Annotated in this window: 12 protein-coding genes, 1 tRNA gene and 1 pseudogene; 10 read left to right on the top strand and 4 right to left on the bottom strand. The window is 37.7% G+C overall.

Features of this window, described 5'->3' with window-relative positions; genetic code table 11:
• Positions 1-25: 25 nt before the first annotated feature.
• A complete protein-coding gene (locus RBL01_RS07630) occupies positions 26-664 on the bottom strand; it encodes a LysM peptidoglycan-binding domain-containing protein (RefSeq protein ID WP_072538410.1) in 639 nt (212 codons plus the stop codon).
• Positions 665-1,036: 372 nt separating this feature from the next.
• Here RBL01_RS07630 and RBL01_RS07625 point away from each other — a divergent pair.
• A pseudogene (locus RBL01_RS07625) lies at positions 1,037-1,729 on the top strand (DNA-directed RNA polymerase subunit omega).
• Positions 1,730-1,935: 206 nt separating this feature from the next.
• Entirely contained in the window at positions 1,936-2,226 is a 291-nt protein-coding gene (locus RBL01_RS07620; protein WP_002295437.1) for a hypothetical protein, read from the top strand.
• A gap of 53 nt (positions 2,227-2,279) precedes the next feature.
• Here the strand turns inward: RBL01_RS07620 and RBL01_RS07615 are convergent.
• Positions 2,280-2,363, bottom strand: a tRNA-Leu gene (locus tag RBL01_RS07615).
• Positions 2,364-2,479: 116 nt separating this feature from the next.
• Here RBL01_RS07615 and RBL01_RS07610 point away from each other — a divergent pair.
• From RBL01_RS07610 to RBL01_RS07585, 6 genes are all read left to right on the top strand, one after another.
• A complete protein-coding gene (locus RBL01_RS07610; protein ID WP_072538408.1) occupies positions 2,480-2,659 on the top strand; it encodes a hypothetical protein in 180 nt (59 codons plus the stop codon).
• Between the two features lie 148 nt (positions 2,660-2,807).
• Positions 2,808-4,025 (top strand): pyridoxal phosphate-dependent aminotransferase, encoded by a 1,218-nt coding sequence (locus RBL01_RS07605; protein ID WP_025477742.1) that lies wholly within the window; start codon positions 2,808-2,810, stop codon positions 4,023-4,025.
• A gap of 183 nt (positions 4,026-4,208) precedes the next feature.
• Positions 4,209-5,045, top strand: coding sequence for a helix-turn-helix domain-containing protein (locus RBL01_RS07600; RefSeq protein WP_002292704.1), 837 nt, complete (start codon positions 4,209-4,211; stop codon positions 5,043-5,045).
• Between the two features lie 75 nt (positions 5,046-5,120).
• A complete protein-coding gene (nagA, locus tag RBL01_RS07595; protein ID WP_002318397.1) occupies positions 5,121-6,269 on the top strand; it encodes an N-acetylglucosamine-6-phosphate deacetylase in 1,149 nt (382 codons plus the stop codon).
• A 277-nt stretch (positions 6,270-6,546) separates the two neighbouring features.
• Positions 6,547-7,548, top strand: a complete 1,002-nt coding sequence (locus RBL01_RS07590) for an AEC family transporter (RefSeq protein ID WP_307780925.1) — start codon at positions 6,547-6,549, stop codon at positions 7,546-7,548.
• Between the two features lie 18 nt (positions 7,549-7,566).
• Complete coding sequence (locus RBL01_RS07585) at positions 7,567-8,586, top strand: 2-hydroxyacid dehydrogenase (protein WP_002327102.1); 1,020 nt, start codon at positions 7,567-7,569, stop codon at positions 8,584-8,586.
• Between the two features lie 101 nt (positions 8,587-8,687).
• Here RBL01_RS07585 and RBL01_RS07580 read toward each other — a convergent pair whose 3' ends face one another.
• Together RBL01_RS07580 and RBL01_RS07575 are read right to left on the bottom strand one after the other, a co-directional pair.
• Positions 8,688-9,404: a response regulator gene (locus RBL01_RS07580; RefSeq protein ID WP_002327101.1), complete on the bottom strand. Its 717-nt coding sequence runs from the start codon at positions 9,402-9,404 to the stop codon at positions 8,688-8,690.
• Complete coding sequence (locus RBL01_RS07575) at positions 9,373-11,022, bottom strand: ATP-binding protein (protein ID WP_156249540.1); 1,650 nt, start codon at positions 11,020-11,022, stop codon at positions 9,373-9,375. The genes RBL01_RS07580 and RBL01_RS07575 overlap by 32 nt, the downstream gene beginning before the upstream one ends.
• Positions 11,023-11,196: 174 nt before the next feature.
• Between RBL01_RS07575 and RBL01_RS07570 the strand changes: the two genes are divergently transcribed.
• On the top strand, positions 11,197-11,721 hold the full coding sequence (locus RBL01_RS07570) for an NfeD family protein (RefSeq protein ID WP_002295447.1): 525 nt from the start codon (positions 11,197-11,199) through the stop codon (positions 11,719-11,721).
• Between the two features lie 15 nt (positions 11,722-11,736).
• Positions 11,737-13,236 (top strand): flotillin family protein, encoded by a 1,500-nt coding sequence (locus RBL01_RS07565; protein ID WP_002318402.1) that lies wholly within the window; start codon positions 11,737-11,739, stop codon positions 13,234-13,236.
• Positions 13,237-13,298 lie beyond the last annotated feature (62 nt).

Genomic DNA, 13,298 nt, shown 5'->3' with positions numbered 1-13,298 from the left:
AAACCGTTCGATTAATAAATGAATCTTAGTACCAACCGTTTGCTTCCCAGAATGCTTTCGCCGCTTCCCAAGAACCATAACGTGAAGTAACATATTGTTCTGCTACTCTTTCTTGGTTTGCAACAGAGTAGTCACCATTTAAGTAAGAAGAATCTAATTGGTAACGACCGATGTAACGTCCGTTCGTTGCTGTGTAAGAACCGCTTGATTCTTTTTGTGCGATCCATTCTTTTGCAGAGCTTGTGCTTGCTGGAGTAGCAGCAGTTTCTGTTACAGCAGGAGCAGGTTGTGTTTCAGCTACAGGCGCTGCTTGTGTTTCCGTTTGAACCGTTTCTTGTACAACAGGTTGTTCAGCTTGAACAGGTTCAGCTTGGACGGGTGCTTCTTGAACGGCTGCTTGAGGTTCAGCAGCTGCTTGTGCAGAGCCTTCTGTTGGGATTGTTAATTGTTGTCCTGAGTAGATCAGGTTAATATCAGAAATTGAATTTGATTCTGCAATGGCATTGATCAAGGAGTTATCACCAACGTATTTTTGAGAAATCGTTGATAGAGTATCACCTGATTGAACGGTATAAGCTTCGTCCGCATGAGCAGTCGTTCCCATGAAGAATGCAGCGCCGGCAGCCAAAGTTGTTCCAAAAAGTAAAGTTTTAAGTGATGTCATGAAAAATCTCCTTTATTCGTTAAAAAGTTTTATTTGTTGTGTTCAACGAGGAATACTTTAACACGTGAAAATATTTCATAGGTAAAAGAAGCATGACAATTTATGACAAATCCACGTTTTTTGTAATAAATACAGTAATCTATGAAATGAAAAGGGTTACGTTTAATAAAACTTGCTTTTTTGTTTTTGTTCACCATAAATATTTATTTAAGAAAGTATTAACCTGCATTTTTCTCTATAAAAAAGGAGGATTAAATGAGTATTTGATAGTATTTATATTAAAATTACATATGTAATTTAAAAACACTTGACATTGTGTTTGAGATCACTTACTTTTAGTATGTAAAAGTATTGGATTAAGGAGCTATGCAAATGAAAAAGAAATTTATTACTGGTGGGATTGTCGTTGCATTTCTATGTCTAATTGGCTACACAGGCACGCGGTACGCAAATGAAATTATTTTGTGGGGTGGAGAGACAGATATTGATACAATCAATGAGAATCTGACACAGCTTGATCATACATTGACAGATAAAGAGCAAGCGATTACAGATCTTACCGCTCGACTAGCACAAAAAGAATAGACATTGCAAGATTCAAAGGCAGATGTCCAAGAATACCAAACAAAAGTAAATGAATTAGAAAACCAAAAAAATCAATCGGCAGCAGAAAAACAAAACTTAGAAAGTCAATTAGTCAGCAAGGATGCACAACTACAAAGCAAACAAAATGAAATCAATGCGAAACTAGACGAAATCAACCAAAAAAATGATGAAATCAATCGTTTGAATGCAGATTGGACTGCAAGACTACAAGAAGCACAAGCAAAATTTTCAGAATTACAAAATACTGTAAATGGTTTGAACCAACAAATCACAACACTTACACAAGAAAAAACAAATGTAGAAACTCAGTTAACAGATACACAAAAGAAATTAGACGAAGCAACTGCTGAAAACTCAAGCTTGAAACAATATATTCAAAAGTTAGAAAAAGCAAAAGATGAAGTGGAAGATACAGCTGATAAATCTCAGCAAATTGTTGAACAACATTTGCGTAAATAATCTTTCTTAACAAGTAAACCTGAATTAGTAAAGAAGCAACAGTAATCTATACTGCTGCCTCTTTTTTTAGTACATGTCCTTCATCTTCGCAGGAAGTGCCAATATGATTTTAAGAAAGGTAATAGACAAAAAGTCAACAAGATAAAACAGAGTTTCTTCTTTACAAAGGGAATGTATGTTCGTATAATGGTGTTGAGGTGAAGGTTATGGAGAAAAAATATGGAACAGTAGATAAGATCCGTACTTTGCAAGTCAGTGCCAGACCGTTGATCCGTTTCAGTTTAAATGGGGTCAATTGTTTGATTGCTTCCCATAGTTTGAACTTCCTAGCTGAAGTAGACGAAGGGATGAAGTTAGTCGTTACAGGTTATTATAATAATAGAAAGCAATTTGTTGTGAGATCCTATCATGTGTTAGGGAAACCCAAAATTGTGGTAGAATATGAGAAAAGTCTATACCCAAGAAAAAAGGTCCGACAAGATGAAAGAATAAACTAGAAAACAAGCGGCTGAGACAAAAATGTCCTAGCCGCTTGTTTTGGAAAGATGGATGCAGATGATGGGACTCGAACCCACACGAGCTAACGCTCACATGACCCTCAATCATGCTTGTCTGCCAATTCCAACACATCTGCTCGATATAAAACCACAGATTTACTAATAGAAAGTGGCGTGTCTGCCATTCCATCACGTCTGCGTAATAATAACACAATAATGATAGCGAGGTTTTACATAGTTGTCAAGCTCAAAAATGGGAGGACTTATTAAGATGGAGAAATATGACGGAGAATTTTCAGGACTGGGAATGATCTTAGGTATATTGATTGGACTTGCATTCGGACGTTTTTTGCTTGGTTTTATGCTAGGAATCATTTGTGGAATTGCAATGGATTGGGCAGCGAATCTATGGAATGACTATCATGACAATTAAGTTCTCAACGCTTGTTTGTGTTTTTTTAATACTTACGTTTTTCCTAAATAAGTGGCAAAAATTTCTAGGATGGAGTATGATATTGAAATAGTAAATAACAAAAAATTTGGAAAGTTCTAACTTTTTGAAATGAGGGATTGGCTAAGTGATGAGAGAATTTGAAAAATCCAACAAATTAGAAGGTGTCAGTTACGATGTTCGCGGTCCCGTTCTAGAAGAAGCGGAGCGGATGCAAGAAGAGGGCATTAGTATTTTAAAATTGAACACGGGAAATCCCGCACCTTTTGGATTTGAAGCACCAAACGAAGTCATTCGTGATTTGATCATGAATGCTCGTGATTCAGAAGGCTACTCAGATTCCAAGGGGATCTTTTCTGCTAGAAAAGCAATTGAGCAATATTGCCAACTGAAACATTTTCCGAATGTGACGATCAATGATATCTACACCGGCAACGGAGTGAGCGAATTGATCACGATGTGTATGCAGGGGTTGCTGGACAATGGAGATGAAGTACTGGTTCCAATGCCGGACTATCCTTTGTGGACGGCTTCTATTGCATTAGCTGGAGGCACACCTGTTCATTATATTTGCGATGAAGAGGCAGAATGGTATCCTGATATTGATGATATCAAATCAAAAATAACGAGTCGGACAAAAGCTATTGTTATCATTAATCCTAATAATCCTACTGGGGCACTTTATCCAAAAGAATTATTAGAAGAAATCGTTGAAGTAGCTCGACAAAATAACCTGATTATTTATTCCGACGAAATCTATGACCGCTTAGTGATGGATGGTCTAGAACATATTCCGATTGCTACATTAGCGCCTGATTTGTTCGTTGTTACGCTGAATGGTTTATCCAAATCTCATCGTGTAGCAGGATTTCGAGTAGGCTGGATGGTCCTAAGTGGAGATAAGTCACACGTCAAAGGCTATATAGAAGGGCTGAATATGTTGTCCTCCATGCGTTTGTGTTCCAATGTATTGTCTCAGCAAATTATCCAAACCGCGCTAGGCGGTTATCAAAGTGTCGATGAGCTGCTCCTGCCAGGCGGAAGGATCTATGAACAAAGAGAATATATCTATAATGCAATCAATGATATTCCTGGTCTTTCAGCCGTAAAACCAAAAGCTGCTTTTTATATATTCCCAAAAATTGATACAAAGCGATTCAATATTTTGGATGATGAAAAATTCGTTTTGGACTTTTTACATGAACATCATATTCTACTTGTACATGGTGGTGGATTTAATTGGAGCCAGCCAGATCATTTTCGAATCGTTTATCTTCCTAAAATGGATGATTTGAAACAAACAGCTAAGAAAATGAGAGAATTCCTAGCAACCTATCGCCAAAAATGATTTTAAAAACCAAATTTTTCAGTAGGAGGGCCACAGACAAACACACTGAGGCTCTCTTTCTAGTGGAGTTTTCTTAAATAACTAAAGTATATTATTTAGTTGCAAGTCTTTTCTTGAAGTTTGCGACTTCCTAAAGTAAAATACGAATAGAATGCGAATACGCATATTTTGGGGAGGATACTTATGGAAACGTTAATCGAGTCCTTTGGAACGATCATTAAAGAGATTCGAAAAGAACAAAAAATGACGCAAAAAATGCTTTCGCAAGATATTTGTTCACAAAGTGTATTAAGTCGGATCGAAAATAATGAGGAACTGCCGAATGTATTGGTGATGATGCAGATTTGTCAACGGCTAGGGGTAACGATTGATCATGTGATGAATCTCTCTCGAAAAACTACTCGGACAAACGATAAATTATTTGAACTGTTGGATAGTTGTTTCCAAAAACGTGATTATCGGAAATTAGAACAAGTACTAAAATCTTCTGATATTTCTGAAAATCTGTATCAAGCAACTGACTTTCAACGCTATTATTATTATCTCGGCGTTTGCGAATTCACGTTGCGTCAAAATATCTCTCAGTCCCTTTATTATTTGAAAGAAGCATTGAGTTACTCTAGCCAAAAAGAAAGAATTCATGTCTCTGACACAGAAATACAACTGATCAGTTGCATTGGAAAAATATATGGTGTTGCAGGAAAAACGGCTGAAGCACGCTATTATTTGAGCCGAAGCATCCAGCTGTTGCACCAATCAGCTGACGAACGATCAAAAAGTGAATTTTCGCAAATTTTTTATAATTATGGAAATTTCTTATTTCATCAAAATGAAATCGACGAAGCGTTAGAACAGGTGAATCAAGGAATCTATTGGGCTCAAGAGAAGAATAGCTACTATTACCTCAATGATTTATTTGTGCTTAAAAGCTTAATATACAAGCGTAAAGAAGAACCAGAAAGAGCAGCATTCTATGAAGGTTTAGCACAAGCTGTGAAACAAATTTCAAAAAATTTGTAAATGGTGTAGACCATTCTTGACTTCTTCTCTAAATAAGAGTACTTTAGAGGTAGAAAAACAAAGGGAGAGAATAGAATGAGAACTTTTATCTATGCTGACAAATTCTTTTTAGCGTCAGGTGTCAAACATGCAGGCTATCTTGAAATTACCGATGGACGTTTTGGTGAATACACTAAAGAACTACCTGAGGGAGAAGTCAACATTATTGACCAAAGCGGCAAATGGATTGCTCCTGGTTTGGTAGATACACATATTCACGGCTATATGAATCATGATGTAATGGATAATGATGCAGAAGGCATCAAAGTGATGTCTGAAGGTCTGTTATCTTGTGGAGTGACATCATTTTTACCAACAACATTAACGTCAAGCAAAGAACGTTTGAAAGATGTAGCTGAAACAATCGGTAAAATTTATCAAGAAGCACCTGGAGCTAAAATCAAAGGAATCTATTTTGAAGGTCCTTTCTTCACGGAAGAACACAAAGGCGCACAAAACCCAAGTTACTTTGGTGATCCTGATTTGGATACTTTCCATGAATGGCAAGAAGCTTCAGGCGGTTTGATCAAAAAGATTGCTTTAGCACCAGAACGTCAAGGTGTGGAAGAGTTTGTCAAACAAGTGACTGAAGAAGGAGTAGTTGTTTCTCTAGGACACAGTAATGCTACACTAGAAGAAGCGCAAAAAGCTGTTGAAGCAGGCGCAAGTGTATTTGTCCATGCTTTCAATGGTATGCGTGGATTGAATCATCGCGAACCAGGTATGGTGGGTGCGTTATTATCTTTAGAACATGTCTTTTCTGAATTGATTTGTGATGGCCATCATGTACATCCAAATGTTGCGGGAATCCTAATGGAAAAAGCAGGACATGATCATGTCGCATTAATTACAGACTGTATGATGGCAGGTGGGATGCCTGATGGAAATTACAATTTAGGCGAATTTCCAGTAGTAGTAAAAGAAGGAACAGCACGTCTAGAATCTGGCAACTTAGCTGGAAGTATATTGAAATTGAAAGAAGCAATTAAAAATGTTGTAGACTGGGGATTAGCAACACCAGAACAAGCAGTCATGATGGCTAGTCTGATTCCAGCAATCAGCTGTAAAATCGATGATACATGTGGAAAAATCGCTCAAGGACGCGATGCAGACTTTATCGTATTGAACCCTGATATGACATTGGAAGCAACTTATCTAGATGGCGTAGAACGTTTCCACGCATAATATAATTTAAGTTAACCTTAAAACTAAACTTCTTAAGTTTGGTTTTAAGGTTTTTTTTGCGTTCTAGTAAAAATCACTTTACATAAGTTTCAAAAGTTTCTTTAATTTCCTATTGTTCAATAAGTAACAATATAAAGATAAAATTAAAAATGTTAATACGTATTAGCAAAATAAAAGCGTTTTTTATTGTGAATAAATGAACATAATTGGGAGGAGAAAGATGAACTTATTTGACATTTTTCGATCGACTTTGACAGATATGTCGATTGTCAGTGCAATCACTTCAACAGTTTTTATTATATTATTAGGGTTTGTTTGTAGAAAAAAGGGGATTTTTTCTGAATCTGTTGGAAAAATTCTATCGAAAGTCGTCTTAACAGTGGCTTTGCCAGCACTGGCATTTCGAGCTTTCATGCAAGATATCAATACAGAATTACTGATGCAAGGAATCAATGTCTTGATTTGGGGATTAGTTATTTATATTATTCTTATTCTAGTTTCAAAACCTTTTTTCTTAAGCTATAAAGGGGATAAGCAAACAACGTTGCGTGTCCTGACGATCTTTGGTTCTACGACCTTTTTCGGAACGCCTATCGTCAGTGCGATTTATGGTCCTGTCGGCGTGATGTATTCCTCAATTTTCAATATTGGGTATCGAATCTTTTTGTATTCTTATGGATACATAAAAATGAGTGGCTTGAAGATGGAAGCTAAAAATATCAAAGCGATGTTCGTCAATCCAATCATTATCGCTACTTTTGCCGTCCTTTTCATTTGGCTGTTCCAAGGGTATCTGCCACAAGTGTCAGTTATAGGTGCAGAAGGAGAGATAAGCCAAGTAGCGTTTTTGCGAATTGACCAGACTGCACCGTGGCTATTTCAGCCGATGGATTATTTAGCTGGTTTAAGTTCACCATTGGCGTGGCTAGCAATCGGCGCAACATTAGGTGAAGTAAGCTTCAAAAAAGCTGCATCTGAAAAAACTTCATGGTATTACAGTCTAGTCAAAGTGGTATTTGTACCTGCATTGAATATCGTGATTCTAGCAGTTTTGACGGCAACGAATATTCTACCAGTCAATTTTGAAGCACTGGCAACAATCGTTATCATGATGGCTACACCAGCTGCAACAGTGGCAGCAGCCTATGCTATCAGTTTTGATAGGGAGGCACTTTTAGCCTCCAATGCATCCTTACTGTCAACTATTTTTGCTGTGGTACTGACACCTGTATGGATCGTTGTATTACAAATGATTCATGGCATAGGTTTGTTTTCATAAGAAATGGAGGAAGAAAGTATGAGAATCGCATGTTACGGTGTTCGTCCGAACGAGATAGATTTTTTTGAAAAATTGAATATTTACCATTATGATCTCAGTCTTTATGAAGAACTGTTGACACATGACAATATCGTGTCAGCAAAGGACCATGATGCTGTATTGTTGAGGGGAAATTGTATAGCAGATGAGACCAATCTTGCAAAAATACAGGAATATGGGATTCGTTATGTTTTTACACGGACTGTGGGAGTCAATCATATCGATCTACAAGCGGCAGCTGATTTTGGTATGACAGTAGCCCGTGTACCATCGTATTCGCCAAATGCGATAGCAGAGTTATCTTTGACTTTTGCCATGATGCTTTTGAGAAATACTGCGTATACGACGATCCGAACATCTTTCAAAGATTTTCGAGTGGATGAGCAAATGTTTAGTCGTGAAATCAGAAATTGCACAGTAGGGATCATAGGAACAGGCAGGATAGGGTTGACGGAAGCTGTTTTGTTTAAGGGACTAGGAGCCAAAGTGATCGGCTACGATATTCATCAGACAGAAGCTGCTAAAAAAGTATTGACGTTCCACTCGCTTGAAGAGTTATTAGCCAAAAGCGATATTGTCAGTATTCATGTACCTCATATCCCAGGTGAAAACGATCAAATGATCAATGAAGGATTTTTAGCTCAAATGAAAAAAGGCAGCATCTTGATCAATACAGCCCGTGGAGAGCTTCAAGATAATGAAGCTATTTTAAGAGCTTTGAAAAGCAATCATTTAGCTGGTTTTGCAACCGATGTTTTTGCAAATGAAACAGAGGTTTTTTTCCGATCCTTCAAGCCATGGGAGACGATTCCAGACCCTGCTATCCAGCAATTAGTAGAAATGTACCCTAGAGTTCTTGTAACCCCGCATGTAGGTTCAAATACAGATGAGGCATTATCAAATATGATTTCGACAAGTTTCGAGAACTTTCGTGAAATAATAGAAACTGGAAAAACGAAAAATGAGGTATCTCTTCCTAAAGCCCGTCAATTAAGATAAGAAAACATGGATATTCGTCAATAAAATGTTTAAAAATAGTCCAAGTAAACAGTTGTTACTTCTTTATACTTGGACTATTTTGTATGGGATAATTCGATGACTCAACAGTAATCTGTGAGCTTTTTCCGCCCATTCTTTGTCAATTCATAACAGGTTAGCGGCCGGCCGATTTCCAAATATTTGATTCTTTCGTTCAATATATCTTGTTCTACTAAAAAATTCAAATATTTCTTGACGGATATACGTGACAGTGAGCTTTTTTGAGCCAGTTCTTTTGTTGAAAAAATAGTATCTTCTTTTAGAATAAATGCACTTATTTTTTTTAAAGTCAGTTTTGACAGACCTTTAGGCAAATCGATGAATGCTGGTATTTCGTGAATGGGAGTGGTGTGGTTGAATACTTGATCGATCAATTTCTGATCGGCTTTTTCAGTCGTTTGGATTGTCTGAGAGAAAGCAAGATACTTTTCGATCGCCAGCTGAAAACGTTGCAAAGTGAACGGTTTGATCAAATAATCTAAGGCACCGTAGCGGATCACATTCTTTATGGTTTCGATATCATCTGCAGCAGTGATCAAAATCACTGGGATATCATTTCCTTGCTGTCTAAGCCAAGATAAAAAATGGATACCACTTTCGCCAGGCATGTATACATCAAGCAGCAGCAGATCTGCGTTTTTTTGTCTGAAATATTTTTTTCCTTCTTCTACATTTCTGAAACTTTCGATTACGTTTATATTAGGGATACTTTCCACAAAAGTACGATTCAATTCTGCAACCATTGGATCATCTTCGATTATCAGGACATTTGTCATCATTTTGATCTTCCTTTTTTGGTAATTCTAGATAGACGATTGTACCGCCATTTGTTTGTTTGGAAAATTCTAAAAATCCACCGTGGCGTTTGACGATTGAATGGATGAGATTCAACCCAAACCCACGATTGATTCCCTTCGTCGAAAAACCTAGCGTAAATATTTTTTCTGAGATTTCTTCTGATATCCCGACACCGTCATCGCAGACGGTCACGATGAATACTTCAGCTTCTGTGTCATAGTTTAAATGAATCCGGACCTGTCCGTTTCTTTCATGTTTTTGTAGCACGGCTTCTTTTGCATTATCAAGTAAGTTCCCTAACACTTGCAAAAGTGAATGGATGGAGTCATCCATCTCCATTTTAGGGATAAAAGAATCGCTTTCTAACAGCATTTCAACAGATTGTTCTTTGGCTTCATTTATTTTGCCTAATAAAAAACCGGCAATTGCAGGAACTTTGATCAGACTTGAGACTTGGCCAATCTCTTTTTTATAATTTTGATTTAGCTGCTGGATAAAATGGGTGACTTCTTCATACTTCTTCAAATCAATAAAACCAGAAATGACATGAAGTTTATTCATGAATTCATGGGTTTGAGCTCTCATGGAGTTTATATATTGTTTCGTCCCCCCAAGCTCCTCCATTAATTTCATTACTTCCGATCGGTTCCGCAAAGTTGCTACTGCTCCTAAAAACCGGTCATTGCTAAAAAGAGGTGTAACGCTAGAAATAGTTTCTATCCCATTTAAATACATGGATTGAGTGCGAACGGTCGTTTGATGCTCAATCGTCTCTTTAAACAAAACGTCATATAGATTATCACTGATTTTTTTTCCTACTTCGAAATCCAATAGCTGCTCTGTTTGGTAGAAAATGTTTTTTGCAGGTGTATTGATCAAGAGGATAGTTTTATCAGAAGAGATGGCTAAGATTCCTTCATCTACTTCATTTTCAATAATCGTTTTTTCGCTTAACTGCTCCGCTATTTCTTGCGGTTCAAGTCCAAACAGTATTTTTTTCATTTTTTGGGCAAGAAAAACGGCGCCTATGATGCCTACGCTAAGTCCGATGATCAAGGAAAAAACAATCATTTTCTGTCCATCTTTGACTTGATTGTCAATCGTGTTGTTTGTTAAGCCAACACAAACCGCACCAATGATTTCTTGATTGTAATAGATAGGAACGAAATAGCGGAAGCCGAACCCTAGCATTCCTTCTTTTTCAGAGAAAAATTCTTGTCCGCCAATTACTTTCTTCACATCTTCATGACTTGAGAAAGGAAGACCAATATAACTAGGATCCGCATGAGAATATCTAATACCTTTAGGGTCCATGACAACGATAAAATCTAAATTTGATGCAATCATGATTTCATTTGTTATTCCTTGAATCGCATGTGTCGGGTCACCAGTCTGCAGCTTTTTTTGGATGAGTTTATCATTGGCAACGATTTTAGCAATGCTAGAGATTCTATCTGACACACTAGATCGGTTCATCGAAAGAATAAAATTCCTGATCAATATGGCAGAAACAATCAAAGAAACGAATGTGGAGAAACAAACGACAAGGATGATCGTGTTCTGGAGCTTTAATGGTTTTTTCTTAAAAAAAGGAAACATAGGCTACCTCGAAAGAATTTATTGTGAAAATTTTAACATGAAAACAAAAAATTAACAAATTGTCAGCGATAAACACAACCTTCCTATAAAAAACACCACTGAGTCGGTAAAAGAAGCTATACAGAATTTTCAAACATTGGTATGATAGACGTAGAAATGGAAGGAGGCGTGTATATGATAGGGGGGATCGCACTTGAGACGATTTATTGGTATACATTGCTGATTTGTGCAGGATTGGCAGTCCTATTGATTATTTTTGGAGATGTATTCGATTTTGATGGCCCGCTTGATCCGATGCTTATTATCCCTTGGTTAACTTTCACAAGCTTGTTTGGTTTTCTAGGTGAGCGTTTAACAGATCAATCATCTTTATTTTTATTTATTGCTAGTGGAGGCATATCGATAGTGTTGGTATTTTTGCTTAATTTCTATATATTGATGCCGATGAAACATGCCGAATCAACGATGTCGTCTTCTGAAAAAACTCTGGAAGGACAAGTAGCTGTTGTGATCACACCGATCCCTGTACGAGGTATGGGAGAAATTCAGTTGAAAAGTGTTACCGGTTCCATTAGTCGTCCAGCTTGTTTTTACAGCCCCCAAGAACAGACAGCTGAGCGGGGAACGAAAGTATTGATCATTGAGATCAAGGAAAGAATCTGTTATGTCATGCCTTATGAAAGCATGATAAAAGCTTAAAGGAGCGTGTGTTGAATGGAAATACCAGTTGTTTTTATCGCGATCGCAATTGCAGCTTTGATTTTACTGATGTTGCTGATCGTCTTTGTAGCGAAGTACCAAACAGCAAAACCGGATGAAGCGTTGATCATCAGTGGAAGTTATTTAGGAAGCAAAAATGTGCACATTGATGAAAGCAATAACAAAATCAAAATTGTGCGTGGAGGTGGCGCATTCGTCTTGCCGGTTTTTCAACGTTCGAATCGGATCAGTCTATTATCGAGTAAATTGGACGTCTCCACCCCTGAAGTGTATACGGAACAAGGCGTACCGGTGATGTGTGATGGTACTTCGATCATCAAAATCGGTTCATCTGTAGAAGAGATTGCTACAGCAGCAGAACAGTTTTTAGGCAAGACAAGAGAAGAACTGGAAAATGAAGCAAGAGAAGTATTAGAAGGACACTTGCGCTCGATTCTTGGTTCTATGACTGTAGAAGAAATCTATCAAAATCGCGATAAGTTCAGTCAAAGCGTACAAGAAGTCGCTTCTGTAGACCTTGCAAAAATGGGGTTGATCATCGTTTCTTTCACTATCAAAGAGGTCAGAGACAAAAACGGTTATCTTGACTCTTTAGGGAAACCAAGAATCGCCCAAGTCAAAAGAGATGCAGATATAGCAGAAGCGGAAGCTCTAAAAGAAACGCGTATCAAAAAAGCTCAAGCAGAAAAAGAATCACAAGCAGCTGAATTACAACGACAAACAGAAATCGCAGAATCATTGAAAGAAAAAGAACTGAAATTAGCAACCTACAAACAAGAACAAGATGTTGCTAAAGCGAAAGCAGACCAAGCCTACAACTTGGAAAGCGCCAGAGCACAACAACAAGTAATCGAGCAAGAAATGCAAATCAAAATCATAGAGCGTCAAAAACAAATCGAATTGGAAGAAAAAGAAATTACACGTCGAGAAAAGCAATACGATTCGGAAGTGAAGAAAAAAGCAGATGCCGATCGGTACGCTAAAGAACAAGAAGCACAAGCTCAAAAAGTCAAAGAAGTGACTGAAGCCGAAGCAGAACGATTCCGTGTGGAAGCACTGGCAGAAGCCGAAGCCAATAAGACACGTTTAGCTGGACAAGCAGAAGCCGAAGCAGCACTAGCAAAAGGAAAAGCAGAAGCCGAAGCAAAACAAAAGATCGCCAATGCCTTCAAGGAATATGGCGAAGCAGCTGTCTTGAGCATGGTTATCGATATGTTACCGCAATTGATGCGCGAAGCAGCACAGCCGCTAGGAAATATCGAAAAAATCTCTGTTGTCGATACAGGAAGCAGCTCAGGAGAAACCAGTGGAGCGAACCGAGTGACAAATTATGCCACAAACTTGCTTTCTACTACTCAAGAAACATTAAAAGCGACAACAGGACTTGACTTGAAGGAAATCGTAGAGAATTTGTCGACACGTGGGACTACTAGCCAAGTAAATATGTATGAAGCACCAAAAGAGGCAGAACAAAACTCGATGAAGGAAGAATAAAGTAGTACACTTCACCGTTCAATCAAAAATGGAGGAAGACTTTTTAAAGTTCTTCTCTCCAT

This window comes from Enterococcus sp. SB12 (genome assembly GCF_030910025.2).
Classification (GTDB): Bacteria; Bacillota; Bacilli; order Lactobacillales; family Enterococcaceae; genus Enterococcus_B; species Enterococcus_B faecium.
Note: the sequence above shows the minus strand (reverse complement) of the source record. Positions and strands in the feature narration are given on the sequence as shown.